This is a genomic window from Floridaenema flaviceps BLCC-F50, assembly GCF_041929275.2.
Taxonomy (GTDB): domain Bacteria; phylum Cyanobacteriota; class Cyanobacteriia; order Cyanobacteriales; family Aerosakkonemataceae; genus Floridanema; species Floridanema flaviceps.
The window spans coordinates 3440299-3466416 of sequence record NZ_JBHFNR020000001.1 but is presented as its reverse complement, the minus strand read 5'-3'; the positions used below and the strand labels follow the sequence as shown (position 1 = coordinate 3466416).

The following is a 26118-nucleotide window of genomic DNA, read 5'->3' as shown; positions in this document are numbered from 1 at the left end:
ATTTAGGGGGATCTTCAATCTAAAATCACAAACTTTAATAAAAACTATTCAGGAGGTAGCCATGAATACTACAGAACGTGACTTGCGTTTAGAAATGCTGAACAGCTTGCTGACTACCCCCCACCGCAAGCTGGAAGAAGTAGCAGAAATTCACAAGTTAATTGTGGAACTTGACCCAATTTTTTACGGACATTTAGCAGTTTGGTATCAGCGACACGGTGATGTGCGCGACCATAAAGAAGTGTTCGTGGGTAATTTGTTAACTAGTAATTTGACAGAACATCGAGATGCTGGTTTTGTCATGTTACAACAGTTTCCGCCTTATGAAGTTTCCCGGATTATCGACTTCATGAAGCAGCATCGAGGAAAAGTTCCACGTTCTGCACGCACAGCTGTGACTCGTTATTTGAGAGAACGGGAAAAAAGCGCACAATTTTTCGATCGCGCAGCACTGCGAGGACGCAAAGCGATGAAGCATTTGTATGCGACATTGCACATTAAGCCAAATCTACGTGCAGATGCGGTATTGTTCAAAGATGCGCCGCCAACAGATAGCCTTGCTTTTATTTTGAAGCAATTGGCAAAATCTGCAACTGGGGCAGAACAGGCAGCTTTGATTGTGGAGCATAATATACCTTATGCAGTTGCGATCGGTGCAGTCAAACAAGTAACACCAACAGTCTTAGTAGCGCTGATTAATTCCATGTCGCCGCAAGAGGTAATTAATAACCTCAAATCTCTCCAAGAACGAGGTGCAATGAATCACCCAGAAGTGAAAGCACTCATCGATCAAAAATTGGAAGAAGCGACAAATTCTAACCGAATTTCTGCTTACAAAGCGCGTGTTGCTGCCGATGTTAGCAAACTAGATGCCGAAACAACTGCCAAGTTGGAAAAAGTCACCGACGAACAGGTGAAAAAGCGTGGCAAAATTGCTAAATCAACCGCTTTATTAGTAGATAAATCAGGCTCAATGACTAATGCCATAGAAGTTGGTAAGCGACTAGCTGCATTAATTTCTGGTATTTCTGACGCTGATTTATTCGTCTATGCTTTTGACACAATGCCTTACCCAGTAAAAGCAAACGGTAAAGAATTGAGTGACTGGGAACGTGCTTTTAAGCATCTTAGAGCAGATGGCGGAACTAGTATCGGTTGTGCATTGGAAACAATGCGCTTGAAAAAGCAGTCAGTAGAACAAATAATCATTGTCACCGACGAAGGCGAAAATTCTGCACCATACTTTGCTCAAACTTACCAAACTTATTGCCGTGACTTAGCGGTAATGCCAAACGTAGTAATTGTGCGAGTTGGTTCTGCTTCTAACTATGTAGAAAGTCAACTCAAACAAAAGCAAGTACCAGTAGAAACATTCACATTTGCAGGTGATTACTACTCATTACCAAATTTAGTTCCTCTGCTGTCTCGTCCCTCTCGTTTGGAACTGCTAATGGAAATTTTAGACACACCATTACCAGTCCGCGATGATAAATAGCAAGCAAGGTGGGCAATGCCCACTTTGCCAAAAAAACACTTGAATACGGAATCCATAGTAGAGGAATTGAAGAACTAAGGGGTGATAAATTCTACCATCACCGTACTTATTTTTCTGCTCGGAAGCTAAAGGGGGTCAGCTGATGAGTCAATTGTTCCTTTCGCAAGTGGAAATGTTTACAGAACCAAAGCAAGGTACTGTAGTGCAAACAATTGCACCCCATCAACGTGGTAGAGTGAAAGCAATGGGCAGTTATTGGCCTGCTGAATTTTACCAAGCAAATGAGCAAAAGCATCTACCTCCTGACGCACCAATTTTAATAGTTGGAATTCGGGATATCACTTTGTTAGTAATTCCTGTTTCTTAACTGAATCAAGGGGATTAGTAATTAGCGACTGGGAAAATTTCTAACTTTTCTCAGTCACCAATCCCCGAATAAGTGAGGTGAGGTAAAGATGCTTCTCTATCGCCCTGTAGGGTTAAAAGAACTCGACTTAATTGCCAGAGCAAATTTTACAGCTTTCCCTCCCCGTCTTCCTGTACAACCAATTTTTTATCCGGTACTCAATTTTGAGTATGCCCAAAAAATTGCCCGTGATTGGAATACGAAAAGCAATAGTTTTGCTGGTTTTGTTACCAAATTTGAGGTACAAGATAGTTATGTGAAAAAATTTCCTGTGCAAACTGTAGGCAGTCGAATTTGCCAAGAATTGTGGGTACCAGCAGAAGAATTAACAGAATTAAACCGTCATATTATTGGTAAAATTCAAGTTGTGGCTGCTTACTATGGCGAAGATTTTCGAGGTGAAATTGACCCCCAAACAAATTTACCAACAAGCCTAAAAATCCCACCTTTCTAGGTGAAAAGTAGGGTGCGTTAGGCGCAGCCGTAACGCACCATTAACCTAGCGGGTAAAGAAAATAATCATCTTTTTAAATACTATGAAATTATCAGAAGCTTTAATCGTAAGAGCAGATTGCCAAAAAAGAATTGAGCAACTGCGCCAAAGATTGATCAGAAGTGCCAAAGTGCAAGAGGGAGAACAACCACCAGAAAATCCCTCAACATTGCTTGCAGAATTAGAAACTACATTGCGCGAATTAACTGACTTAATTCAGAGAATTAACAAAACTAACTCTCTGACAAATCTCCGAGAAGGAGTGACTTTATCTGATGCCTTAGCACAAAGAGATACACTCTTACTAAAACGCAGCATTTATGATTCTTTAGTTAACGCAGCAGCGTTAAACCAAAACCGATATAGTCAATCTGAAATCAAGTATTTCAGCACAGTAAACATTACTGAATTGCAAGCACAAGTCGATCGCTTATCTAGAGAATGTCGAGAATTGGATACAACAATTCAAGCGGCAAACTGGAATACTGAATTAATCGATTAAGCAAGCTGGTAGCTAAAGCAATAGAGGCGAGTATAACCTTACTTACAATCTGATAGATTGGCTTTTGGCAGGTATTAGGGGCAATACCAAATCGTATGACAAATTACGCCCAGTATTGTCACAAACGTAAAGTGCATTGTTAAAGTTACAACCATGTACTGATCTATTGATTTTAGCGAGGGTGGGTTAGGGGTTAATTGCTTAATCAAAAGTTTTTGAAAGTGAAAAAAGTAGGTGGTGTCATGAGTAATATGCAATCTGTATACAAACTTATCGCCTTAGAAGTGCAACAGCGACTCGCTGAGTTAAATGTTACCGATTTTGAGTCGCCTATACCTAAAGGCGCAAGTAAAAAAGTGAAAAGGCTTTCTCGAAACAGCGTGCAATTTTTGCGAAATAGTCGTTATTTTCACAAGCTCAGCTATTGATAATAAAATGTAACAAAGCATCGGAAATCAGTTTCTAGCAATTTGTATTACAATATAAGACAATAGTTTGTGTACGCTCAAGTAAGGGATGCGAAGTGGGGGAGGAATATTAATTAATTTTAAAGATATGGTGTTGAACAATTCTCGCTTGGTTAAAATTAGCAAATATCTTAGTAAACATTTGCGGCATACACCGGAGGAAATAGGTATTAAACTAGCAGAAGGAGGCTGGGTTTCGGTTGAAGAATTAATGGAAGCGAGTCAAAAAAACGGATTTTTGTTCACTCGTGCTGAATTAGATGAAGTAGTTGCTAAAAATGATAAAAAGCGCTTTTCTTTTGATTCTACTGGCAAATTAATTCGCGCAAATCAAGGTCACAGTGTAGAGGTTGATTTGCAGTTGACTCCCACTTTGCCGCCAGATGTGTTATATCACGGAACAGGAGCTAATGCGGTGGCATCTATTTTGCAAAATGGTCTGTGTAAAATGTCTCGACATCATGTACATTTAACTACAAGTATTAGTGTTGCTAAAAAAGTGGGAACAAGGCATGGTAAACCTGTAGTTTTTGCTATAGATGCAGCAGCAATGCACAAGCATGAGTATGAATTTTATTGTTCGGAAAATGGAGTTTGGTTAGTCGATCGCGTGCCACCTAAGTATTTACAACAGTTGCCAAATTAAAGCTGCTGATTAAAACTAGTAAAAATCTCCGACAATTAGCCACCATAGCACTGAAATTTAATTATGCCATTTGGATATTTCGGAAACAACGAAGAAAATTACAGCCAGAACAATCAGCAATCAAAAGGTCTATTAGGAGCAGGCTGGCGACCTTTATCCAGACAGTTTAATTTAGAATATTTTTTGCATTTAGTATGGAATGATAACAACGAATTGACTCAGAAAACTGCTGATGTAATTAGTGACCTTGCTAATGCTTTGGGGCGCAATGAATATACTTGGTGGGCTAATGTTTTAAATCTATTTTCCGATAACGTCAAATATGAAGTAGATGTGTTTTGGAATTACTTGACTCCCGAACCTTCTATGCCAGATTACCGTTTCAAAGATGTTTTGACAACGGAAACTCCTATCAATCAATCAGTCAGTCGGGATAGCATTCCTATTGATTATGTTTTGAATCGTCTCCAAGAACTTACTGTTAAGAAAATCCTGGAAATTTTGGGTCGTCCTGATATTATTACTCAATATTTCATGGAGCGATATTACTATTACCCAGTGTCTCAATTTAGCAACTGGGAACGCTTGGAAACTCCGGGAACAATTTACGCCTATTGGTCGAAATACCAAGTTTGGTTGCAAATAGAAAGCTATGAAAAGGGACGACGTTGGTATAGTTTGATGGCGAAAAATTTAGCGCCATTAATTAACAAAGCAACTTACAATTTGGCGGTGATTCTTAGTGGGTATAAAAGTCGTGTAGGACAGGTTAATAGCTTGTTTCCGATTCGCAGTTTTCCAGAGGATATTCAAAGCTTTACTGATAAAGTTCAGCAAGCAGTTCTTGACCAAAGTCAGTTAGCTGTTTTGGTGCATGGTGAACCGGGTACTGGTAAGACTGCATGGACGCAAGCGGTAGCTAAAGAAATTTTGATGCCTTTGGGTTTTGTCATCTTTATTTTGGATCATGATGCGGTGGAAAATTTCATTCCGCCGAGCTATTTGGAGCGAATTTGTCTGATCATTAATGAGGCGGATAATTTGGCTCAAGATCGGGGAAGTGCAGCGGCTCAAGGTAATACTAGAACTGAGCATATTTTGAGTTTATTGGATGGTACTTTGTATCAAAGTGTGATTGAAGAGGGGGGTATTCAGCAGCAACAAAAATTCGTGGTGTTGTTGACTTGTAATACTACTGAAAGGTTAGATCCGGCGATGTTAAGGAAGGGAAGGGTTGATTTGATGTATGAGTTTGGACACAAGTTTGTTTGAGTTTTTTGAACCGCAAAGGACGCAAAGAGCGCGAAGGGAATAAAGAGAGAAAAAGGTGAGCCTAGTGTGGATATTCGCAAACTTTTGAATCAAGTTGCTGCACAAGAGATGCAGTTAAAGGAAACTCAATTTCTTGCACCCTGCGTGCGTGGTGGGTTGGTTCGCACTAGGGTTGCTAATATTATTTATAGTTTTGCTCCGCAACCACGAAATTTTGAGGGTTGGGGAATTTTTCAGCCTGTTGATGAGAAAGTTGCTCAGGTGGTTGATGAACCAAGTTTGCCACAGTTGGCGGAGTATTTGAAGTTATTAAAACCTTTAAGGTTGCGTTTAGCTTTTGCTTTACGAGGTAAAACTTGGTTGGCTTATCCAATGAATGAAGGTGATGCTTTACAACGTTTTGGTGTTGCTAAACCTTTCGCGGTGCATTTGGTGAGTGAGGGTGCGACTTTTGAGCCAATTATTGCGCGGTTTGATGGTAGTTCTTGGTGGTTTGATGATTACGATCGCCGTCCCGATCCCTTACTCACTGAAAACCTGAAAGAACATCTCAAAAATGCTACTTCGCTGGAAGAATTGCACTTTAAAGGTATTACGCCGGAAATGCGATCGCTTTACCAATTAACCACCAAAAAAAACCAAGAATTTGCAGCACAAACAGATGAACAACGTCTGCGAAAAGCTTTAAAAATTGGTGGTGGGGAAATGCGCGAATTTCGCGATCGTCAAGATCATTGGGTGGTAGAATGGACAACTTCTGATGGTCAACGTCACACTTCGGCAATTTCTAAAAGTGACTTAACTGTTATTAGTTCGGGAATTTGTTTGAGTGGACGCGATCGGGATTTTGATTTACAATCTCTCGTTGGCGTAATTGAGAATAGGGATTGAATATTAACCGCAAATGAACATTAGGCACTCATTCTTGTGCCTGATGTTCTTGTTGGAATCGGTCTAGAATTTGGTTGATGAAAGTCTCACCGTCGATCGGTGGTGTATATTCTAAAATTGCGATCGCTGCATCAATTTTCCCTCGCACATTCTCGATCCATTCAGCTTCGGCGCGATCGTATTCATCAAACAACCGCAAAGCTATTTCGATCGCTTCTTCTGCAAAGCGATATTTCCCAGCTTGGAGCTTACTTTGAATAAAGCGTTCTTGGTCAAGGGTGAGATTAATGCTCATAAAAAATCTCTGTTCCAACTCTCAACTATTTTATACCGATGAGATATTTCATAACAGCATATATTCTTCAAAACCAGGAGGTGTTTCATCAAAATCATCTGCGATGTAAGTAAAAATGCCTTTACCACAGCCAAATTGACGGGGTTGGACGACAAAAGTCTTTTCAGAAGAAGAGTTTTCTTTATCTGGTTTCATCTCAACCTCCTATTTTCAAAGCTATGTTACTTGCTAGTTAATTTGTCATATTCTGCGTGGGTGCCGATCCAAAACCACAAAATGCCTTTTTCAACTTCTATACCTAATGCTCTATAATCTCTTCCGGCTCTAACTGACCAATATTTACCAACCTTTTTGAAATGAAGAGATGGATGAGACGGATCAGTTTTGAGTAGTTCGTAGCACCGATCGGCATTTCGTTGTACATCTTCAGGTAGAGCATTGTAGTATTCCCAAAATCTGCGGTTTGTGTAGTGCATTAAATTGGCTCACAGTTTCCCGCCTCGAAATCTGCAATTGCTTCCTGCGCTAAAGCTTCTAATTTGCCATCAGCAATATCCTTTTCTAACTGCTCATCCCAACGCTGATAATCTAAATCGGCAACCCATTTCAAAAGTTTTTCAAATTCATCGGGTGTAAGTTTAAGGATAGCATCTTCAATTTGTTCAAGTGTCAACATAGGTCATTTCCCACAAGCTAGCCTGACTAATATAAACATCATTGCGAGAATTAGCAATTAATGATTGTACATCTTGAGAAAGGCGATCGCTCCCTTCCTCAAATTGACTGGCTTTCAGCCTTCTTTATCAACCGCACAAAAGCGTGTATAGTTGCAAGATAATAATAGAATATCCAATTGTACCAAATATCTTTGTCATAATCCTGTTTTTGCTTATTATTGTGGTGTCGTATCCCACAGTTATTAGCGATATCATATGTGTTCTCAGTGAGATTATATAAATATTGCTCATCTGGTTTAGATTTTTTCGCTAACTATTTTATTTTAGGTCGCAGGAATTCAAGGACATCAGCCAAATCTCGAATTGCATCATGTTTTTCATCTAAAGACGAGCGATAGCTTCTGAACTTTTTGATTGCAGATTCCACTCTTCAAAGTAGCTGTGATATCCATGCAATTAACCTAAATAGAATAGTGAGTGAGGAAGTACACCCATCAATATATTAAAATAGCGTTTTGCCCTGAAATATTTTGCTAGCGATGAGCTTCCATATAAGCTCGTAACAAAGCATTAATTTGCGTCTGATAACCGCGCCCTTGAGATTTAAACCATTCCAAAACATCACTATCAATCCGCAATGTAACTTGGGATTTATTCTTAGCAGTTGGTAATCCCCGTCGAACTACTGCTTTGGCAAACATTTCTGGTGTGATTTCTGGACAGTCAGATAAATCGATGTCTTCATCAGTCATGGCATCTAGGCGTTGCCAATCAGTTTGAGATTTGCTCGAAATAGGTTCTTTGCTCATATCTAGTTGCTTTTCTTGCCGAAATAATGCGAGTGCGTTCGGCTTCGCCGTCTCGAAGAGAATCGTCTCTTTCTGTGTGGACAATAGCAACGACTCGCCCTTGCAATAAACCAAGGGTAATAAAACGTTGTTCGCCATAGTTATAGCGATCGTCCTCCACAGTCACTATGTCTCCATCAAAAACTGCCGGAACATCAACAAAGTCAATCCCGTGTTTGCGGAGATTAGTAAGACGCTTGGCTTCATCCCACTCAAATTCCATAGCGTCATTGTAACGACAAATTGTAGTTACAGCAACTAGGCATCACTTGAAAACCGATATCTTTGTCTATCCTAATTAGACCTATTTCTCAATCACACACAACTTTTTAATGCTTCAATATCCGCACCAACAATTTTTTCCAAATTTCTCGTAATCTTTTCAATATCCCAATTCCACCAGGCAATTTCCAACAAAAGATTGATTATTTCATCAGAAAAACGTTGGCGAATTAACTGTGCTGGATTTCCCCCAACAATCGTGTAAGGTTTCACATCTTTAGTAACAACAGACTTAGCAGCAATAATTGCGCCATCGCCAATTTTAACTCCTGGCATAATCACTGCTTCATATCCAATCCAGACATCATTGCCAATTACGGTATCACCCTTAAAAGGCAATTCACTAGGCTCTGGTGTAACTCGCTCCCAACCATTACCAAAAATGTTAAATGGATAGGTGGAAAACCCAGACATTTTATGATATGCACCATTCATGATGAATTTGACATTTCTGGCGATCGCGCAGAATTTGCCGATGATTAATTTGTCGCCAATAAAGGGGTAGTGATAGAGGACATTGCGATCGAAGTTTTCCGAATCTTCTGGATCGTCGTAATAAGTATAGTCGCCAATGATAATATTAGGATTTAAAACTACATTTTTAATAAAACAAATTTGGGAAAAACCCCGCATTGGATGTAAAACTTTCGGATCGGGATATTGCATTGCAAGAACTCAAACGCGAGTGATGAACTTATTAATTTAGGATAAAGCTATTAGCCCGGAATTTAAATTCCGGGCTAAGTGAGTTTTCTGCACCTGTTTGTCTGGAGGAAATCTACTTCAAGATTTTGGAGACAACGCCAGCGCCGATGGTGCGACCGCCTTCACGAATAGCAAAGCGCATTCCTTGCTCGATCGCAATTGGGTCGAGTAGTTCAACGGTCATGTTAACGCGATCGCCTGGTACTATTATAAATATAATAGTTAAATCTCAATTTATGCAATTTTTCAATGCTTCAATATCCGCACCGACAATTTTTTCCAAGTTTCTCGTAATCTTTTCAATGATGAATTTCACATTTCTGGCAATAGCGCAGAATTTGCCGATGATTAATTTGTCACCAATAAAGGGGTAGTGATAGAGGACATTGCGATCGAAATTTTCCGAATCTTCTGGAGCGTCGTAATAAGTATAGTCGCCAATGATAATATTAGGATTTGAAACTGGATTTTTAATAAAACAAATTTGGGGAAAACCCGGCATTGGATGTAAAAGTTTGCGATCGGGATATGGCATTACCACATCTCAAAAAACTTTTAGATTTCCTGTAAATCAATAACCGAAAAAATCAATACTAATTCTTGTTTGTCTTCTTTAAAGTATAGTACATCGTCTTTTAAAACGAATTTTCAAGCCTACTTAACTTGATTTTACGATTTCTCGGATCTTTTGTGCTGTGCGCTGAAGTAATTCATGGTAAGGTTTAACCTCTTGCCTGCGTTGAGTAGCCTGATTAAATGCTTCTATACATAAATTCATATTGAATACCATATTTTAGACCACTCTTGATAAAACTAATCCACCGGGAAGGTACTGCCCCTTCTAAGACACAGTTATCGGTTGTGCGCGTCACTATTTCCGCCTCCGGTGGGGAAAGGAAGATGGAGGACTCGAACCCCCAGGTGTCACCCTGCCCTGGTTTTCAAGACCAGTTGCCGTCCATTCAGCGGCATCTTCCTTGAGGGTATCTGACGGGAGTTGAACCCGCTTTGACTGGTTCCACAAACCAGTGTCTCCACCGCTTCGACTTCAGACACCAAGTTTTGGGAAACATAAGAGTTTGCGTAAACTTTTATGTCTCCCTTATATGATGGAGACTAGGGGAGTCGAACCCCTGTAACGACCTTGCAAGGATCGTGTGTTACCGTTACACCAAGTCCCCATGAAAACTATCAGCAAATTATGTGAATTTTGCGGCACGACTTTTTTGGCTAACCTAAAAGAAGTCAAGCGCGGAAATGGAAGATATTGTTCTCGCTCTTGTGCAGGAAAGGGGATTGCACAGAAAATAAATTCTCCAAAACCACCAAATTGTGTTTGTCTTTTTTGTAAGACCGCTTTTTACCGTCCCCCCAATCAAATAAGAAAGTCAAAAAGTGGACTATTTTTTTGCTCCAGAAATTGCAAAGACCATGCTCAAAGAATAGAAGGTTTATCAGTACTTAATCCTCGGCATTATAAGGATGGAAACGCTGGTTACAGACAGATAGCACTGCGTCACTATAAACCAGTTTGTTCACGATGTGGATACGATAAATATATTGAAATACTTGAGGTACATCATAAGAATGGAAATCGGTCTGATAACTGTCCTGAAAATCTGGAAATTTTGTGTCCTAACTGTCATTGCGAACATCACTTCTTGACTAAAACGGGTAGGTGGCGAATTCAGTAAATGACTAAGCCTTCTTTGACGTTCGTAGTCAGAATTGAACAGTTAAGCTACAGACCCATTTTGCAATGTGCATATCGCATCAGATAAAAAGCGTGCAAGTTACCAGAGCATTTTGCGCTTTCTCAGATACTAGGGGGACTCCGCTGGTGAGTTATTACACACTCTTTAAAGGATGGCTACCTTCAGGCAAACCTCCCAGGTTCTTTGCACTCCCCGTTCCCACGCGCCTGCTGTTTTTGCCAGCAGTACTTTTCCTCTCGTACTAAAGTATGTAGGCTCTCGGATGTTAGGTCACGCGATGGGATGCGATCGCCATTTTCCGCAAAAATATCAACAGACGAATTTAACACACCTCCTTTAAGTTATCAAAACATTCAGCGGGAATGGTAGGACTTGAACCTACACCAATCGATTTAGAAGATCGATGCCCGATCCTTTAGGCGACATTCCCTTGATAAATTTGGTAGTCCTGGTAGGAATCGAACCTACGACCACTTGCTTGTAAGGCAAGTTCTCTGCCATTGAGTTACAGGACTAAGAACAGCGAGAGTAGTAGGACTTGAACCTACAACCGTCAGGGTCGAAACCTGAAACTCTGTCCAATTGAGCTATACTCCCAGATAGTTCTCAAGCGAGTGATGGGACTCGTTCGCGAAGCGTCTCCGAAGGAGATACCCATGCGTTGAGTGTGGCGCACTCAGATGCTAGCCGCTACATCACACCCGCATTTTTTCAAGCGGATAACGAGGTTCAAACTCGTGCCTGAAGCTTGGAAGGCTTATATGCTTTCACTACACCATATCCGCGAATGGGGACTGGGGATGACAGGCAAGATGCCTGTCCTACGGGACTGGGATTTTTTATAAATCAAACATTTCATAAAATAATTAGTTTGAATTTATCTGTCTGACCCAAAACGATTAGAAAATTCGGTAAAAATCTTTCTCTCTCCTCTAGTGTCGAGAACTGAAAAAAGTATGCTTTTGAATATTCCCGAAAATTGCCCGTTCGCTAATAATAAATCGGCAAACATTTGGGCGACTATTGCCGGATCGTTTCGGAATACTCCACAACCCCAAGCACCTAAAACTAAGGCATCACATTCATGGTAAGCTGCTAAACTTAATAACTTTGCACCGCGAATATAGAGAACTTCGTTGATTTTTTCTTGGTCTTCGGGTTGTTTCTTTTCAATTTCGCCAGCGTTGGGGGCGGGGCTAGTAATGAAATCTACTATGTATGATGTTGATAGTAAGGTTCCATCATCTTTTTTGAAGACTGGACAACCAGGGGAATAAATCATGTAATCCGAATACAAAAGCGAACCATTAGACCGATTAAAATTGTAATATTCGGGACATTTCAACAGACTTTTGTAAAGTCCAGAACTCCGGGCTAAACTCTCTTCCTGCGCTTGAGCACCTCTGAGAAATCCACCACCAGGGTTTTTAGCTGAAGCAAAATTCAAAACACCAATCCTTTCAAATTGTTTGGTTCGTGCCATGAATTCTGCACCCATCAACGTCGTCTCATTTTTGACCGCAAATACCGTATTAGAGAATTTAGGAGTTTCAGCAATAACTGCTTTTTGGATTTGCTCAATTTCCGGTAAGTCATAGCATTTTGTTTGAGCGATACATGATACTAATTCTCTGGCAATATCCACTCGTTTGCCTTCAGGAGATTGGTAATAACCATCTTCTAAGATTTTGAGAGTGTCTTGAGCGATCGCTTTTCGATCCATAATTTTTGCTTCATCCTCACTTGGAAAAAAGAGATAAGAATGCTGACCACTCAGCCTGGTGGAAACCTCAAGGTTTTATGGAACCTACAACCAAAACCCTGGATTTTATCGAACTTTAACCTTTAGGGTTTGAGTTTTGATTGGCTAAGGTTTAAGGTTTGAACTTTAATCTTTAAGCTTTGAATTTTAAGCTTTGACTAAAGTAGGAGATGGTTTTCTACCTGCCAATGTAGATCCATCTCAGAACCATAAATTTAGAGATTTTCAAGTGACCAGCAATTATATTAACTTACAGTTACTAGTTATGAGTTTATGCGTTTTTGATCCCCCTAAATCCCCCTTAACAAGGGGGACTTTAAATCCAGTTCCCCCCTCACAAGAAAGAGGACTTTAAATCCAGTTCCCCCTCACAAGAAGGAGGACTTTAAATCCGGTTCCCCCCTTAATAAGGGGGGTTAGGGGGGAGCGAATCGACCTAGCAACTTGCTATTAATCTGGAATCTCGATCGTTGTCCGAGCGTTGCTAATTGACAAAACCCGATCGCAAGTAGATTTAAATTCCTCAATAAATGTTTGTCGTCTAGCAATCTCTTCTGCTAAATTTGTCGGGTCTAGCAACTCAACGCCTTCTCTTGCTAGGAAGCTATCAGCCAAAGATTGATACTTCTCGGAAGCAGCATTCTTACCCAAAACTTCCATCGCTAGTTTATCAAGACGCTCTTTAACTTTCGCTTGCGCTATGTCATAATCTCGACGGGCGCGAGTAAAAGCTGATTGCATTGTGTTCAGAACTGACTCATAGTAAGCGATAAAACTTTTCATTTCGATCGCCTCTGCCACAGTCATTTCTTGACCAGCAATGGTGACGGTTGTGGAAGCATTAGAAAGTACGATCGCTCTTTTAATAGTACGTCTTCGAGAAATCAGATCGTCAACTCTTTGCAAACCTGCTCTAGCTTTTACCTGATACTCATCTCTCGATCTAAAACCTGTTGGGACTTTGCCAACTTCCAAAACTGTAATTAAAGCATTATTATCTAATCCTAATCTGGCAGAATCGATGCGTTTTTCTAATAATGTTAGTTCTGCCAAAGCATCCGTAACCGTCATCATTACCATAGTTTTCTACTCCTTAAAGTTTAAAAATCGACCTTTTTTATTAACAAGCAGATGGCGAGACTCGAACTCGCATAGGCAGTTTACAAGACTGCTGTGTTGCCATTGACACCACACCTGCAAATTTGGTGGCAGGGGTAGGAATTGAACCTATCTGATATTCAGGTTATGAGCCTGATGAGCCGCCGTTGCTCCATCCCTGCAATGTCACCAAATGCCCCTGACTGGAGTCGAACCAGCAACCTCTTCGTTCTAAGCGAAGCACCTCTTCCGGTTGGGCTACAAGGGCATATATTGATGAAAAAATTCTTGTGGGGCAGGCATCTTGCCTGCCATATTTTGTAAGTTTAGCGATCGACCTTTACCCGTTTACCAGGGTCTTGTTTCCGCACCCAAGCGAGGAATTTCTGCATTTGTGGATCGCTTTTCAGCTTTTCTTTGCTGTTTAATTCTTGAGCCAAATACTTGTTATCAAACAATACATGAATCTGGCGATGACAAGCTGAACAAATATCAATTGTTGGGCCTGGATCTAATTTCTTGCGTTTAGTGCTTTGTCGGGGAATTAAGTGATGGACGGTTAACTTATCCATCGCTCGTTCGCAGAGTTCACAGGGCAATGTTTCTTTGGGCAAAACTTTGAAATTCATCCTTTAGTGGGATTGGGAATTGCGATCGATCTTCAGACATTTTTACTTTCTCCTTCTTAATTATGACAAAATTCATGGGTGCTACAGGAGTTGAACCTGTGTCATGTCAACCTGATTAAGAGTCAGGAGCATAACCGTTCTGCCAAACACCCATAATTAGTGGGTCGCCCAGGGGTCGAACCTGGATCACACTGCTTAAAAGGCAGCTGCATATCCGCTCTGCCAACGACCCAAATTTGGTACTCCCGACAGGACTTGAACCTGTAAAATCTGGCTTCTCGAACCAGCACGTATCCCTATTCCGTCACGGGAGCATAAATAAATTGGCTATTAGCCAAGTACCCCTGACAGGACTTGAACCTGCAAAACGCAAGGTTTGAGCTGGCGACGGTTTCCAATTACGTCACAGGGGCATATCGGGGTGGCAGGATTTGAACCTACGACATTCTGCTCCCAAAGCAGACGCGCTACCAAGCTGCGCTACACCCCGTAATACTCCTGACTGGATTTGAACCAGCAACGAGCAAGGTTTAAGCTTGCTGCCTCTTCCGATTGGGCTACAGGAGCATAAAACTGGGAAGGAAGGAATCGAACCCTCAAACACTTGATCCAAAATCAAGTCGCTTTACCTGTTTGCGTACTTCCCAATAGGTGGATGCCGGAGCAGGTCTCGAACCTGCAATCTCATCGTTCAGAACGATGCGACTTTGCCTTTCGTCCACCCGGCAATAAATAAATGGCTGTCCTGGTAGGGATTGAACCTACGACCATTCGCTTAACAGGCGACTGCTACTGCCACTGAGCTACAGGACAACGAACCCCCCAGGTCAGTATCGAACTGACGACCTCTTGTTCTTAGAAGCTGAGGGAATGGGAAGAGTAGGAATTGAACCTACGTCTCTTGCTCTTCAAACAAGCGCTAGAACCAACTCAGCTATCCTCCCAAAAGACGACCTTTGTATTTTGCAGCTTGATCGATAAGTACTTGATCGTGTTTACTGTGTTCAATTCGATGACAGCAAGCACATAACAATTCACATTTTTCTAGCTCTCGCTGTATCACTTCCCAACTTTTGTTGGCAACATTACCGATTTGAAACTCTTTAGTATCAGGGTCTATGTGATGAAATTCATACCCCGGTAATGCCCCCTGCCAACCACACCTTTGACACTTACCTCCTAGAAGCTTGACTGCTGCATTTTTGGTGATGTAGCGTCTTACCTTTGTCCTGCAACCACCACACATTTTTGTTCTCTTACCAGTAGTAGATTTACAGCATATTGGACAACTTTGTTCAATTGGAGGACGCTTATTGAGTACTAGCTTTCTCGTATTTCGGCTTCCAAACGGTGAACATTCCAGACAATACTTTCGCCGTTGAAAATTACGTTTTTTCCCATCAATCATTAGTTTGACTGGAAACTTAGCTCCACAGTACTCACATATTGGCATATAGTTAGGTAGTTTAGTAGTACAAGAATATTGTATTACCAACTGAGCTACCGGGGGGAACGAGAGCGGAGGGATTTGAACCCCCTTCTTCAGTTTCGTAGGCTGAGATGTTATCCAGTTACACCACGCTCTCAAGGCGGAGAAGGAGGGATTTGAACCCTCGGCGGCTGTTACACCGCTCTTTCTTAGCAGGAAAGTGCCTTAAGCCACTCGGCCACCTCTCCAATTGGGCGCGGGAGAAGGAATCGAACCTTCGTGAACGAGCTTATGAGACTCGTGAGTGACCACTACTCTATCCCGCTATGGGTCGGGCAAGATTTGAACTTGCAACGCTTTAAGCTACTGTTTTACAGACAGCTACCTACGCCAATAGGTGAGCCAACCCAAGAATTTTGATAGTGCTGACGGGATTTGAACCCGCAAATCACCTGATTGAAAGTCAAGCCGCTTAAGCCATTTGCGTACAGCACTATGGGAAATTTCTACTCCGTGCAAGTTTAAAAAGCTTTTTTTGATAACCTCCAAGTTAGGCGGAGGTTGCAGGAATCGAACCTACCTATGATTCTTTGGACGAACCATTTCACCAGATGTGTGTAAGCTTTCTTTGTGAGGTCACGCAGTAGAACGCAGAGACTAGGATTTGAACCCAGACCAAAGGCTTTGGAGACCCCTATGCTACCGTTGCACCATCCCTGCATTTGGTAACAGCGACGGGATTTGCACCCGTATCAACCAAGTTATGAGCTTGGGGCTTTGCTGGTTAAGCTACGCTGCGATGTTACCAAGAGGTCAGAGTGGGATTTGAACCCACGACGAAAATCAGATTTGCAGTCTGATGCCTTCAACCACTTGGCTACCTGACCATTTGGTAGTCCCGACGAGAGTTGAACTCGCAATCTTCACCTTGAGGGGGTGACGGCTTGAACCAATTCGCCTACGGGACTATTTGAACGAGGCTGACGGGTCTCGATCCCGCGACCTTCGCCTTGACAGGGCGACGCTTCTCCCAACTGAGCTACAGCCTCATGAATCAAACAATTTATCCCACCTTTCTTCGTCTTGTTCTTGAGGAACATGAGCGGTTTTACCCTTAACTTCCTCAAATGACAGGACGTAAGCTGTATCTGAGAACAGGCAATAGCCAACTATAAACTCAAACTCGCCTTCTCTATAACACCTAAACTCAGTTCTACTGTCGCTACAACGCAGGTTAATGATTGGTAATCCTCTTCCGTCGATGTAAGCTGACTTAACCTGTATTTTTAGGTGTTTACCAGTGGGACTTTCAACGAGCCAATCTGCTGTTCTACTATCAAATTGCGATCGATACACCTTAAAACCGTACAAGGTAAGGCGAAATAGAACAGCAGCTTCAGAGATAGCAGTTCTCTGATATGTGGTTAGCTCTCGATCGCCCAATGCCTGATGGTATTTAGACTCTATTGGCCTCTGACGCTTGCGTACAGTTTTAACGTAGTTTTGCAGCTTTTCATAAGCAATAGCTTGTTTGGCTTTCCTGATCTCCTCTGGGAGAGGATAGGGTTTCAACCAGTTACTCAGCGTTCCTTTGGACACTCCTGTTTGCTGGTGAATCTCCCTGAGTGATAAGTGTTTGTTCACTCGTAGTTGGATTACCTTTAGCTTGACTGAGCTTAAATCCTTCGGCATCAGACTATCTTTGATGAATCAACGAATATTTAAACTTTAAATTAAATCGTTGGTTCAGAAAGAAAGCTAACTGCACTCGTTGCAACAAGGTATTTTCTACCTGTGTCAACTTCTTTGCTTAACAATTTAAATGGGCTTTCTTATTTAGTTTTCAAGGTTCGATCGCGCTTGGGGTGAGGCTTTTGTCTCTTTCCCTTTCGCGCTACATTTATATACTACAAAATATACTACAAAAGTGTCAAGGGTTTTGGGAAAAATTTTTTTCTTTTTTTTTGTTGAGGGCTGAAGACCAATAGCAACAAGGGTTTTAAGCTAAGGAAGCTTGTCGTACTACAAAAAATACAAAATTGAATAGCCCTGAATTGGGTAATACAACTCAGGGCTGGGGATTTGCGATCGCAATTGATTCAATACTGCATAAGTAACTGTGGCTCAGACATATATATAAGGTAAAGGGTTATGCAATCGTTCCTCAACTTCCCGCTCTGTAACTGGGCGGGTATTTTTTTGGCTGGCAGCAGGGGTTTAAATAATGTCCGATCATCAGCCATAATATGGGTAATAAACCGGACATGACATAAGCTTTACAAGCAGAGATTGTCTATTGTTGGATTCGCCTGTGAATAATCTTTGATCCAGCGACAAGCGTAAGACAAGGGATCGAGATGTAGAATTTCTGCTAAATTCCAGACAATCAGAGTTTGGTCATCGCCTGCGGAAATCAGGATGGGAAGACGCGGATGAAAGAGTACATTTCGCACGCCTGCACTATGACTTTTTAAAGTAGTAATCAAAGTCCCATCCCGTCGCCAAAGCTTGATGCTTTCGTCAACGCTACCGCTAGCAATCAGGGAACCATCAGGACTAAAAGCAATCCCCCAAACTGCTGCGGTATGTCCTGTTAAAGTTTTGAGCAGTTGACCATTTCGCGTCCAAAGTTTGATAGTTTTATCTCCACTTCCAGAAGCGAGGAGTTGACCATCAGGACTAAATGCAAGTTTCCAAACGGTTGCTTGATGCCCTTTCAGGGTGTGCAAGAGTTTGCCATTGGTGTTCCACAGTTTAATGGTTGCATCATTGCTGGCTGATGCTAGGGTTTGTCCATCGGGGCTAAATTTGATATCCCAAATTGAACTATCATGAGCTTTCAATGTTTTTAATAAAGTGCCGTCAGATTTCCACAGTAAGATATTTCCGTCTACGCCGCTAGAGGCGAGGATGTCACTGTGGGGATTCCAGGCGACAGATATAATACTAGCTGAATGCCCTTTAAATGTTTTGAGCAGAGTACCATCTAGTTTCCAGATTTTGACGGTTTTATCTTCACTTGCCGAGGCAATGCGAGTGCCATCAGAATTCCAATCTACTCCTAAAACGGCAGCTTCATGAGCGTTGATGATTTTTAAGGGTGTAAAGTCAAGTTGGAAAACTTTGACTAATTTATCTGTGCCGACTAAAGCTATTGTTGTACCTTGTGGATTAATGACTACTCGCAAAGTTGTACCTGTTAATCCGTACAAAGTTCTCTGAAAAGGATTGTAAATTTTCCACAGACGAGTGATGTTTTCGGCTCCAGCGGAGGCTATTGTTTTTCCATCTGGACTGAAGGCTACTCCCCAAACTGCGGCATCATGTCCTCTGAGGTGAGTAATTAAGGTACCATTGCGATTCCATATTTTGACGGTTTTATCAAAACTAGCAGAGGCAAACATTTTGCCATCGGAACTAAAGGCTAGTTTCCAAATTGAAGCATCATGAGCGATTAGGGTGGTTAATAGTTTGCCTGTTTGATTCCAGATTTTGATCGTACCATCTGAACTGCCAGAAACGAGGAGTTTACCATCTGGGCTAAAGGTAATGGCTTGCACAGTTGCTTCATGTCCGGGCAAATTTTTTTGTAATGTGCCGTCTGTGTTCCAAAGTTTGATTAGGTTGTTGGTAAGTCCGGCTGCAATAAGTTTACCGTCAGGACTCAGAGCAACATCACGAACTCCCAAGGTTCCGGTTTCAATCCTTTTTAATAGTTGTCCTTGGGGGTTCCAAATTTCGATCGTACTCCCTGCCCCAGATACAGCAAAATTACTACCTGTTTGATTAAATTTTAGGCTCCAAATTCCAGCTGTTTGGGAGTCGATCGTTTTTAGTAATGTACCATCGCGTCGCCACAATCTGATTGTTTTGTCATCTCCAGCCGAGGCAATTATTTGGTTGTCTGGGCTAAATTGCACGGCGCGGACTATTGATTGATGTCCTTTTAAGGTGGTGATTAAAGTTCCATTTGGCTGCCAAAGTTTGACTGTGCCATCGACACTGGCGGTGGCAATTTGTTGACCGTCTGGACTAAAATCTACGGCTAAAACTGCTGCTGTGTGCCCGTTGAGATGGTTGTATTCTTGAATGTTTAAAATTACTTGTTGTAAGGCTGAATCAACTTCTGCTTGCAGTTTTGGATCTACTATTTTGAGATTTTGCCAGCGTTTTTTGCCTTTAATTGCTTGGATTAAAGCATCGAATCTTTTGTTAGAGGCATAGAGAGCTTCTGAGGATAGGACGATCGCTCTCACTTCACTAACGGCTGTTTGCTGATATTGATGGTAAGCTATTAAGCCAAGAGCGATCGCAATAAACATGACACCACTAACAAATCCCAATAGTATTTGTTGTCGTTTGAGGTTGCGTCTTTGTTCTAGCGATCGCTGTCGTTCTAATTCTAATCTTGCTTCTACTTCTTTGAGTCTTTCTGCTTCTAAGATTTTTTGTGCTTCTTGGCGATCGAATTCTTGACTGGCTGCGAGAAATTTATAATCAATATCACTTAAGCTTTTTCCTTGTGACCAATTTAAGATATCTCGCAAAGCTTTTCCCCGCAATAACCAAGATTCATCTTGACAACCGGAAACAATCCAAGCATTAATTGATTGCGAATAGGGGCGTAAATTGCCTAATTCTTTGGCTACCCACTCAAAGTTAAAAATTTCTTGATAAATGGGATTTTTGACTTGTAAAAATCCGGCGCGTTTTTCCACTAATCCGGTTAATATTAGTTCGGTTTGTTCGGGGCTATTATCGGCGGGAATTCCTGGGGTATGATCTTCTAAGTAGGAAATTAATATTTTTTGATATAGTCCGAGTAATCTGGCGGCTCGTTGTTCATTGTATAGGAGGCGATCGCGAATTGTCTTTAAATGTTCTGGTTCGTCTTGAGTTTCCCAGTTCTGGAAAATGTAGGTTTCTACTAAGCGATCGATCCATGAAACCATCGCGTCAACAGTTTCTATATCTTCGGTTTCCTCTGGTTTATTTGCTACTACTAATTGACACAATTTCTGGGTTAAAAATGGTTGTCCACCAGTCCAATGCAAAATTCGTTTTAAAGCGGTTTTTGGCTGGTAAATACTTTCTACTAATCCCCAAAGTAGCGGAGTTGCTTCTATTACTTGAAAACCTTTTAGTTCAATCGCTTTTCCAATATTAAACGGAGTGCGAGTGGCATCAGAAATTAAATCAGAAGGAGTAGCTACCCCAAATAAAGCAAAGGTTAAGCGGGAATATTCAGGTTGCTCTGCTCGTTTATTGTAACAAGCCCGAATTAAAGCAAAAAAATCGTCTGTGGAAAAATCTAGACTGAGAACACTATCAATTTCATCGATAAAAATAACAATGGGTTCGGAAACTTGTGTTAGTAAAACTGTTTCTAAAAAATCATTTAATCGATTCACTAAAGAAAGATGACTTCTTTCTCGCCACCAAGCCATTAAATTAACTTGAAGTTGAAAAGTTTTTGTTAAAAGTCCCACAATGGAAGCATACCATTGTTCTGAGGTAATTTCTTGGGTACCAATTGTTGAAATATCAATTACTCCACAACGCACTCCTGCTGATTTCAAGCGATGGGTAGTTTGTACGCGCAAGCTTGATTTACCCATTTGTCGGGCATTAAATACATAGCAGAATTCCCCATTTAGTAAATTTTCAAATACTAATTTATCTGCTTGTCTTTGCACGTAAGTCGGAGAGTTAAAAGGTAAACTGCCACCTACCTGATAAACTGGATTAGCTCTGGAAGAAGTAAACATAAATTAATTAGTGACTTTAATTATATTTTCAAGTTCTGATTGAATATAACCAGTAGTTTCAATTGTTTCTGATACCTGCTGATGAATGGGAATTTCTACAATAAATTCGGTTCCTTGTCCAGGTTCGGAGTGACAAAATAATTGACCGTGATGGGTTTCTGTAACAATCTGGTAACTAATAGATAATCCTAAACCTGTTCCTTTACCAATTGGTTTGGTAGTAAAGAAGGGATTAAAGATTTGCTGACGCACCTTTTCGGGGATTCCCATTCCATTATCTGCTATGCGAATGCTGATGCGATCGCTACCTATTTTCTCAGTACGAATGCGAATCGTCAAATTATCTTGATGGTTTTTTCGAGCTGATAAATCACCTTTTCTAAATGAATCTTCTAAAGCATCGATCGCATTACTCAAAATATTCATAAATACCTGATTTAGCTGGCTAGGGTAACAATCAACCAAAGGCAACTTACCAAATTCTTTAATTATTTTAATCTCAGGACGTTCTGCTTTTGCTTTCAAACGGTTCTGTAAAATTACTAAAGTACTTTCGATCCCTTCGTGAATATCAACTTCTTTTACTTTTGATTCATCTAAACGCGAAAAATTACGCAAAGATAGAACTATTTCTCGGATACGATTAGTTCCTAATTTCATGGATTGCCATAATTTTTGCAAGTCTTCCTGCAAAAACTCTAAATCAATATCGGCAATTTTGTCGGCAATTTTGGGGCTGGGGTTAGGATATTCTTGCTGATAAAGTTGTACCAAATCCAATAAATTTGCGATGTATTCATCTGCATGACTCAAATTACCGTGAATAAAATTAACTGGGTTATTAATTTCGTGAGCTATACCCGCTACTAGTTGCCCTAAACCGGACATTTTCTCACTTTGAACAAGCTGAATTTGTGCCTTTTTCAGTTGGTGAAATGCTTCCTGTAACTCCTCGTTTTTACGCACAAGCTCGGATTGAGCCTTTTGTCGTTGATAAATTTCTTTGCTTAACTCATGAATTTTTTGATTCAGTAAGACAAATTCTCCTGTAGCAGTGGCTCGATTTTCTAAGCGTAAAAGATTCACTGCTGGAGATTCAGCAGAAGCAGGTTTCACAACTGCGCCTTCAGAACGACAACTGAGATTTTCTCCCTTTGGTAACACAAAGGTCAAAGTGCCAAGGATCATTTGCCGACTTCTGGCACAATTGTGTAAATATTTACTAACTTTTTCCGCTGATTCTGTCACTAAATCAGACAAAAATTTCCCCTGAAGTTCCTTGCTGCTACACCCCAAAAGGTTAGCTGCGGGGCGATTGGTTGCCAAAATTTCTCCTTGACTGGTGATTAGTAATAAAGGTTCTGGCAAAACACGAGCAAATTCAAGGAACTGTTCAGGAGTCATAATGATTTTACTTTTAGATTTTCTGGGTTTAAAGATGTTATGCTCTGAAGTATTCTCTACCTTCTGCTTCTTCTGCTTCTTCCGTAAGTTGGAGATAAAGTACAACTCGGCATCCAGATGCACCTTCTGCGATCGTTTCTTGCAGTTCTACTTTGGCATAACCGAGATTTTCGGCGGCGATCGATCCAAAAACATTAGAAGTCATCATGCACATGGAAGGGCGATCGATCACTTTTTGGGCAAATGGGCAAACTCGATTCCCAAAAACTATCTTTTCGTCGCTTTCTTCAATAATATAAAAGTCACCTTGAATCCGTTTTTTCAAATCTACTAAAACTTCCGCTACTTGGGAACGCGAAAGATGAGAAACTTGCAAAGCTGATTTATAAGCGTCGTCAATTTGTTTACCTATTGTTTGACCCACAACGCTAATAAAACCGGATGCTTCTTCTAATCCAACGACATCCTGTAACGTTCCAGAAAGTTCGCGGATTAAAGTACGGAGAAATACATCTCTGTCTAGGGGTATATCAAGTTCATGAATGGAAGAGTCTGTTACACAAGAATTATTCATAATTTCGATATGGGGAAAAAAGGTTAAAAGTTGGTCGTAAATTAATGGTGGCATCTGTGTAGTGAAACCACCATCCAAAATCGAACCTTAAGTCAGTAATTTAAGGATGGGAATCAGAATTTTTAATAAATCTTTCAGTGGCGGGCAGGATGCCCACCCCACAAAAGTTACAGTTTTCCTGTGGGGTGGGCATCTTGCCTGCCTGACAAAAGTTAGAGTTTTCCTGTGGGGTGGGCATCTTGCCTGCCTGACAAAAGTTAGAGTTTTCCTGTGGGGTGGGCATCTTGCCTGCCTGACAAAAGTTAGAGTTTTCCTGTGGGGTGGGCATCTTGCCTGCCTGACAAAAGTTAGAGTTTTCTTGTGGGGTGGGCATCTTGCCTGCCTGACAAAAGTTAGAGTTTTCCTGTGGGGTGGGCATCTTGCCTGCCTGACAAAAGTTAGAGTTTTCCTGTGGGGTGGGCATCTTGCCTGCCTGACAAAAGTTAGAGTTTTCCTGTGGGGTGGGCATCTTGCCTGCCTGACAAAAGTTAGAGTTTTCCTGTGGGGTGGGCATCTTGCCTGCCTGACAAAAGTTAGAGTTTTCCTGTGGGGTGGGCATCTTGCCTGCCTGACAAAAGTTAGAGTTTTCCTGTGGGGTGGGCATCTTGCCTGCCTGACAAAAGTTAGAGTTTTCCTGTGGGGTGGGCATCTTGCCTGCCTGACAAAAGTTAGAGTTTTCCTGTGGGGTGGGCATCTTGCCTGCCTGACAAAAGTTAGAGTTTTCCTGTGGGGTGGGCATCTTGCCTGCCTGACAAAAGTTAGAGTTTTCCTGTGGGGTGGGCATCTTGCCTGCCTGACAAAAGTTAGAGTTTTCCTGTGGGGTGGGCATCTTGCCTGCCTGACAAAAGTTAGAGTTTTCCTGTGGGGTGGGCATCTTGCCTACCTGACAAAAGTTAGAGTTTTCCTGTGGGGTGGGCATCTTGCCTGCCTGACAAAAGTTAGAGTTTTCCTGTGGGGTGGGCATCATGCCCACCCCACAAAAGTTAGAGTTTTCCTGTGGGGTGGGCATCATGCCCACCCCACAAAAGTTAGAGTTTTCCTGTGGGGTGGGCATCTTGCCTGCCCCACAAAAGTTAGAGTTTTCCTGTGGGGTGGGCATCTTGCCTGCCCCACGTTTCCTAGTTTCTTGTTTGTTTCATTTCAAAATTTGAGCAAAGTAGCTTTGGTATAATTCACAGCTAGAAATTGCTAATCCATTTTCAAACCGAATTAGTCCTACTCCTTGTAGTTTAAAGGCTTTGGCTGGATGCAGTTCTACTCCTTTGGGATTTAAAACTACGTCTTTCATGGCTTCTTTTAACTCTGGATGCTGTTCTAAATATCCTAATTGTTGGCGTAGATGACTATCAAAAATACTATCAGGAGTAAGTATAGTTGCTGTAATTTGTTCTAGGGTAACTTGTTGTTGACTTAGGTGAAAGAGTGCTAGTTGAGTTAGGTAGGGATTTCCGCCGAGTAATTTTAGCAATTTAGTGGCATAAAATTCGGTTGGTGTTAATCCGTAACGGATGACGAGTTCTTGAACTTGTTCTTGAGTAAAGGTAGATAATGTAACTAATAATCCTACGTTAAAGGGAGATTGATGTATATTTAAAGGTAAAAATACATCTGTGGAGTAAACAATAATTAAACGCAGTTTTTGCCATAATTCGCTGCCGTTGGTGTTGTGTCGCGATCGCTCATACCAAGCACGCAACATCCCGAAAAAATCGGCGGCAATTTTCGGATAATTAAACAGTAAGTTAACTTCATCTAATACTAATAGCATTGGGTTGTCAGCAGCAGGCAGTAAATAACTCTCAAAATAATCATTGCAACTATAGCTACTGCCAAACATGGGATTCCAATATTCTTCTAAATAGTTGGGTAAGCCAAGGCTGCGACTCACCATGACACACAACCATTGCAAGAATTGGCTTAAACTTCCCAAAACTTCGCTGTCTGCTAGTTGTAAACTGACTACTGCGGTGCGAAAGTGATTTTCTTCCCCATGATTTAATGCTTTAGCAATTAAGGAAGTTTTGCCAAATTGTCGCGGCGCACGAATACGGATTAAGGCACCAGGCTGGACAATTTCTTTAAGTAGAAGTTTTTCGGCGGGAGGACGATAAATATAAAGTGGAGAGTCGATCGTTAATTGTCCTTTTAAAGGTGTTTGCAATAAGCTAGTTAAAGTGGCAAAAGAAGCATCTGGGTCTGGATCTTGGTTGATGTAGTCATCTTTTTCTAAGGAAAGATTAAAGGCTTTAAAGTACTCAGTTAATGTGGGTTGATCGACGGGATTTTGGCGGCGACGTACTTTGGTTAAGGTTTTTGTGCTAATTCCAGTGCGATCGCTCAATTGTTCTAAAGTATAAGGATTACCTGCGTTGTCTCTGGCAGCGGATAAATATTCAGCAGCTTGTAAGCGTTGCCAGCCTTGAGCGCTCAGAATCACGCCTCTTCTTCGTTTTGCAGATAAAGATTGTTCGGGGATTCTGTCTGGGGAAGTCACAAGTACTACAAAAACCATTTTGCTAGACGTTACTTGTGATTCATTGTACACGCTGCCTTATTGGTGGAAAAATAAAATTCTTGATTTCCTTCTTAAGTTACCGCCTTAAAGTTCGATCGTGGATGGTGCAATAAATTCTCTAATGCAACCATTAATAAAGAACAGGATTAGGCAGATTTTGTCGAGTGACCTGTCATGGTTTTGATCGATGGTGACAAAAAAGAGCT

The 26118-nt window shown here is 41.3% G+C and carries 26 protein-coding genes, 30 tRNA genes and 3 pseudogenes; 8 read left to right on the top strand and 51 right to left on the bottom strand.

All coding sequences use genetic code 11. From position 1 onward, the window contains the following. The first annotated feature begins 61 nt into the window (after positions 1 to 61). The 8 genes from ACE1CI_RS16820 (at position 62) to ACE1CI_RS16785 (ending at position 6172) form a co-directional block, all read left to right on the top strand. The gene (locus ACE1CI_RS16820) at positions 62 to 1495 is read left to right on the top strand and encodes a vWA domain-containing protein (RefSeq protein WP_413262652.1); all 1434 of its coding nucleotides are present in this window, start codon (positions 62 to 64) and stop codon (positions 1493 to 1495) included. A gap of 142 nt (positions 1496 to 1637) precedes the next feature. Continuing rightward, positions 1638 to 1862: an NfeD family protein gene (locus ACE1CI_RS16815; protein ID WP_413262651.1), complete on the top strand. Its 225-nt coding sequence runs from the start codon at positions 1638 to 1640 to the stop codon at positions 1860 to 1862. Between the two features lie 88 nt (positions 1863 to 1950). Then, a complete protein-coding gene (locus ACE1CI_RS16810; protein ID WP_413262650.1) occupies positions 1951 to 2355 on the top strand; it encodes a hypothetical protein in 405 nt (134 codons plus the stop codon). Positions 2356 to 2437: 82 nt separating this feature from the next. Further along, entirely contained in the window at positions 2438 to 2896 is a 459-nt protein-coding gene (locus tag ACE1CI_RS16805; RefSeq protein ID WP_413262649.1) for a DIP1984 family protein, read from the top strand. A 242-nt stretch (positions 2897 to 3138) separates the two neighbouring features. Beyond that, on the top strand, positions 3139 to 3324 hold the full coding sequence (locus tag ACE1CI_RS16800; protein WP_413262648.1) for a hypothetical protein: 186 nt from the start codon (positions 3139 to 3141) through the stop codon (positions 3322 to 3324). Positions 3325 to 3457: 133 nt separating this feature from the next. Then, the gene (locus ACE1CI_RS16795) at positions 3458 to 4009 is read left to right on the top strand and encodes an RNA 2'-phosphotransferase (protein ID WP_459564012.1); all 552 of its coding nucleotides are present in this window, start codon (positions 3458 to 3460) and stop codon (positions 4007 to 4009) included. 63 nt (positions 4010 to 4072) lie between these two features. Further along, entirely contained in the window at positions 4073 to 5281 is a 1209-nt protein-coding gene (locus tag ACE1CI_RS16790) for an AAA family ATPase (protein ID WP_413262646.1), read from the top strand. A gap of 108 nt (positions 5282 to 5389) precedes the next feature. Further along, positions 5390 to 6172 (top strand): hypothetical protein, encoded by a 783-nt coding sequence (locus ACE1CI_RS16785; RefSeq protein ID WP_459564011.1) that lies wholly within the window; start codon positions 5390 to 5392, stop codon positions 6170 to 6172. 28 nt (positions 6173 to 6200) lie between these two features. Here the strand turns inward: ACE1CI_RS16785 and ACE1CI_RS16780 are convergent, their stop codons facing one another. The 51 genes and pseudogenes from ACE1CI_RS16780 to ACE1CI_RS16530 form a co-directional block, all read right to left on the bottom strand. Continuing rightward, positions 6201 to 6467: a ribbon-helix-helix domain-containing protein gene (locus ACE1CI_RS16780; protein ID WP_413262644.1), complete on the bottom strand. Its 267-nt coding sequence runs from the start codon at positions 6465 to 6467 to the stop codon at positions 6201 to 6203. Positions 6468 to 6515: 48 nt separating this feature from the next. Continuing rightward, positions 6516 to 6662, bottom strand: a complete 147-nt coding sequence (locus ACE1CI_RS16775; RefSeq protein ID WP_413262643.1) for a hypothetical protein — start codon at positions 6660 to 6662, stop codon at positions 6516 to 6518. A gap of 26 nt (positions 6663 to 6688) precedes the next feature. Continuing rightward, on the bottom strand, positions 6689 to 6943 hold the full coding sequence (locus ACE1CI_RS16770; protein ID WP_413262642.1) for a ParE family toxin-like protein: 255 nt from the start codon (positions 6941 to 6943) through the stop codon (positions 6689 to 6691). Then, positions 6943 to 7143: a hypothetical protein gene (locus ACE1CI_RS16765; RefSeq protein WP_178381540.1), complete on the bottom strand. Its 201-nt coding sequence runs from the start codon at positions 7141 to 7143 to the stop codon at positions 6943 to 6945. Before ACE1CI_RS16765 ends, ACE1CI_RS16770 begins: the two co-directional genes overlap by 1 nt. A gap of 98 nt (positions 7144 to 7241) precedes the next feature. Further along, positions 7242 to 7574 (bottom strand): annotated as a pseudogene (locus tag ACE1CI_RS16760) (hypothetical protein); the annotation flags it as partial. A gap of 103 nt (positions 7575 to 7677) precedes the next feature. Beyond that, entirely contained in the window at positions 7678 to 7953 is a 276-nt protein-coding gene (locus ACE1CI_RS16755; protein ID WP_413262641.1) for a BrnA antitoxin family protein, read from the bottom strand. Continuing rightward, positions 7916 to 8215 (bottom strand): BrnT family toxin, encoded by a 300-nt coding sequence (locus ACE1CI_RS16750; protein WP_413262640.1) that lies wholly within the window; start codon positions 8213 to 8215, stop codon positions 7916 to 7918. The genes ACE1CI_RS16755 and ACE1CI_RS16750 overlap by 38 nt, the downstream gene beginning before the upstream one ends. Positions 8216 to 8307: 92 nt before the next feature. Further along, positions 8308 to 8940, bottom strand: a complete 633-nt coding sequence (locus tag ACE1CI_RS16745; protein WP_413262639.1) for a Vat family streptogramin A O-acetyltransferase — start codon at positions 8938 to 8940, stop codon at positions 8308 to 8310. A gap of 112 nt (positions 8941 to 9052) precedes the next feature. Next, positions 9053 to 9184 (bottom strand): annotated as a pseudogene (locus ACE1CI_RS16740) (EF-Tu C-terminal domain-related protein); the annotation flags it as partial. Between the two features lie 96 nt (positions 9185 to 9280). After that, a pseudogene (locus ACE1CI_RS16735) lies at positions 9281 to 9514 on the bottom strand (chloramphenicol acetyltransferase); the annotation flags it as partial. Positions 9515 to 9637: 123 nt separating this feature from the next. Then, on the bottom strand, positions 9638 to 9769 hold the full coding sequence (locus ACE1CI_RS16730) for a hypothetical protein (protein ID WP_413262638.1): 132 nt from the start codon (positions 9767 to 9769) through the stop codon (positions 9638 to 9640). Between the two features lie 104 nt (positions 9770 to 9873). Next, a tRNA-OTHER gene (locus ACE1CI_RS16725) sits at positions 9874 to 9956 on the bottom strand. A 5-nt stretch (positions 9957 to 9961) separates the two neighbouring features. Beyond that, positions 9962 to 10035: transfer RNA gene (locus ACE1CI_RS16720), tRNA-His, on the bottom strand. A 54-nt stretch (positions 10036 to 10089) separates the two neighbouring features. Next, positions 10090 to 10160 (bottom strand) — tRNA-Ala (locus ACE1CI_RS16715). 891 nt (positions 10161 to 11051) lie between these two features. Beyond that, a tRNA-Arg gene (locus ACE1CI_RS16710) sits at positions 11052 to 11124 on the bottom strand. 10 nt (positions 11125 to 11134) lie between these two features. Beyond that, positions 11135 to 11209 (bottom strand) — tRNA-Val (locus ACE1CI_RS16705). Between the two features lie 8 nt (positions 11210 to 11217). After that, positions 11218 to 11291: transfer RNA gene (locus ACE1CI_RS16700), tRNA-Arg, on the bottom strand. Positions 11292 to 11408: 117 nt separating this feature from the next. Beyond that, positions 11409 to 11479 (bottom strand) — tRNA-Gly (locus ACE1CI_RS16695). A gap of 92 nt (positions 11480 to 11571) precedes the next feature. Continuing rightward, on the bottom strand, positions 11572 to 12417 hold the full coding sequence (locus tag ACE1CI_RS16690; protein WP_413262636.1) for a TIGR02452 family protein: 846 nt from the start codon (positions 12415 to 12417) through the stop codon (positions 11572 to 11574). A gap of 489 nt (positions 12418 to 12906) precedes the next feature. After that, positions 12907 to 13536: a hypothetical protein gene (locus ACE1CI_RS16685; RefSeq protein WP_413262635.1), complete on the bottom strand. Its 630-nt coding sequence runs from the start codon at positions 13534 to 13536 to the stop codon at positions 12907 to 12909. 46 nt (positions 13537 to 13582) lie between these two features. Then, positions 13583 to 13654, bottom strand: a tRNA-Thr gene (locus ACE1CI_RS16680). 5 nt (positions 13655 to 13659) lie between these two features. Next, positions 13660 to 13737 (bottom strand) — tRNA-Met (locus ACE1CI_RS16675). Positions 13738 to 13748: 11 nt separating this feature from the next. Beyond that, positions 13749 to 13822, bottom strand: a tRNA-Leu gene (locus ACE1CI_RS16670). 58 nt (positions 13823 to 13880) lie between these two features. Then, on the bottom strand, positions 13881 to 14183 hold the full coding sequence (locus ACE1CI_RS16665) for an HNH endonuclease (RefSeq protein ID WP_413262634.1): 303 nt from the start codon (positions 14181 to 14183) through the stop codon (positions 13881 to 13883). A gap of 75 nt (positions 14184 to 14258) precedes the next feature. Then, positions 14259 to 14335, bottom strand: a tRNA-Lys gene (locus ACE1CI_RS16660). A gap of 8 nt (positions 14336 to 14343) precedes the next feature. After that, positions 14344 to 14415, bottom strand: a tRNA-Lys gene (locus ACE1CI_RS16655). A gap of 5 nt (positions 14416 to 14420) precedes the next feature. Beyond that, positions 14421 to 14497, bottom strand: a tRNA-Leu gene (locus ACE1CI_RS16650). Between the two features lie 25 nt (positions 14498 to 14522). Continuing rightward, positions 14523 to 14596, bottom strand: a tRNA-Leu gene (locus tag ACE1CI_RS16645). Positions 14597 to 14599: 3 nt separating this feature from the next. After that, a tRNA-Pro gene (locus ACE1CI_RS16640) sits at positions 14600 to 14673 on the bottom strand. Positions 14674 to 14676: 3 nt separating this feature from the next. After that, positions 14677 to 14750: transfer RNA gene (locus ACE1CI_RS16635), tRNA-Leu, on the bottom strand. A gap of 6 nt (positions 14751 to 14756) precedes the next feature. Beyond that, a tRNA-Gln gene (locus tag ACE1CI_RS16630) sits at positions 14757 to 14830 on the bottom strand. Between the two features lie 5 nt (positions 14831 to 14835). Beyond that, positions 14836 to 14911: transfer RNA gene (locus tag ACE1CI_RS16625), tRNA-Gln, on the bottom strand. A gap of 9 nt (positions 14912 to 14920) precedes the next feature. Next, positions 14921 to 14996: transfer RNA gene (locus ACE1CI_RS16620), tRNA-Asn, on the bottom strand. A gap of 58 nt (positions 14997 to 15054) precedes the next feature. Then, positions 15055 to 15127, bottom strand: a tRNA-Phe gene (locus ACE1CI_RS16615). After that, positions 15118 to 15429 carry a hypothetical protein gene (locus ACE1CI_RS16610; RefSeq protein WP_374791898.1) on the bottom strand — a complete coding sequence of 104 codons (312 nt, stop codon included), beginning with the start codon at positions 15427 to 15429 and terminating at the stop codon, positions 15118 to 15120. The genes ACE1CI_RS16615 and ACE1CI_RS16610 overlap by 10 nt, the downstream gene beginning before the upstream one ends. A gap of 267 nt (positions 15430 to 15696) precedes the next feature. After that, a tRNA-Arg gene (locus tag ACE1CI_RS16605) sits at positions 15697 to 15769 on the bottom strand. Positions 15770 to 15773: 4 nt separating this feature from the next. Then, positions 15774 to 15860: transfer RNA gene (locus ACE1CI_RS16600), tRNA-Ser, on the bottom strand. 3 nt (positions 15861 to 15863) lie between these two features. Beyond that, positions 15864 to 15938: transfer RNA gene (locus tag ACE1CI_RS16595), tRNA-Met, on the bottom strand. A 1-nt stretch (position 15939) separates the two neighbouring features. Beyond that, positions 15940 to 16021 (bottom strand) — tRNA-Tyr (locus ACE1CI_RS16590). Positions 16022 to 16032: 11 nt separating this feature from the next. Further along, positions 16033 to 16107 (bottom strand) — tRNA-Glu (locus ACE1CI_RS16585). Between the two features lie 154 nt (positions 16108 to 16261). After that, positions 16262 to 16332: transfer RNA gene (locus tag ACE1CI_RS16580), tRNA-Trp, on the bottom strand. A gap of 3 nt (positions 16333 to 16335) precedes the next feature. Further along, a tRNA-Met gene (locus ACE1CI_RS16575) sits at positions 16336 to 16411 on the bottom strand. Between the two features lie 11 nt (positions 16412 to 16422). Beyond that, a tRNA-Cys gene (locus ACE1CI_RS16570) sits at positions 16423 to 16499 on the bottom strand. Between the two features lie 3 nt (positions 16500 to 16502). Beyond that, positions 16503 to 16580: transfer RNA gene (locus ACE1CI_RS16565), tRNA-Glu, on the bottom strand. 7 nt (positions 16581 to 16587) lie between these two features. Continuing rightward, a tRNA-Asp gene (locus tag ACE1CI_RS16560) sits at positions 16588 to 16661 on the bottom strand. Further along, entirely contained in the window at positions 16660 to 17256 is a 597-nt protein-coding gene (locus tag ACE1CI_RS16555) for a group I intron-associated PD-(D/E)XK endonuclease (protein WP_413262633.1), read from the bottom strand. Before ACE1CI_RS16555 ends, ACE1CI_RS16560 begins: the two co-directional genes overlap by 2 nt. Before the next feature lie 632 nt (positions 17257 to 17888). Then, the gene (locus ACE1CI_RS16550; RefSeq protein ID WP_496615527.1) at positions 17889 to 21380 is read right to left on the bottom strand and encodes a WD40 domain-containing protein; all 3492 of its coding nucleotides are present in this window, start codon (positions 21378 to 21380) and stop codon (positions 17889 to 17891) included. A gap of 3 nt (positions 21381 to 21383) precedes the next feature. Next, entirely contained in the window at positions 21384 to 22784 is a 1401-nt protein-coding gene (locus tag ACE1CI_RS16545) for an ATP-binding protein (protein ID WP_413262631.1), read from the bottom strand. Positions 22785 to 22821: 37 nt separating this feature from the next. Continuing rightward, on the bottom strand, positions 22822 to 23358 hold the full coding sequence (locus ACE1CI_RS16540; RefSeq protein WP_459564010.1) for a methanogen output domain 1-containing protein: 537 nt from the start codon (positions 23356 to 23358) through the stop codon (positions 22822 to 22824). Positions 23359 to 23458: 100 nt separating this feature from the next. Continuing rightward, a complete protein-coding gene (locus ACE1CI_RS16535) occupies positions 23459 to 24496 on the bottom strand; it encodes a hypothetical protein (RefSeq protein WP_496615526.1) in 1038 nt (345 codons plus the stop codon). 36 nt (positions 24497 to 24532) lie between these two features. After that, positions 24533 to 25891 carry an AAA-like domain-containing protein gene (locus tag ACE1CI_RS16530; protein WP_496615525.1) on the bottom strand — a complete coding sequence of 453 codons (1359 nt, stop codon included), beginning with the start codon at positions 25889 to 25891 and terminating at the stop codon, positions 24533 to 24535. Positions 25892 to 26118 lie beyond the last annotated feature (227 nt).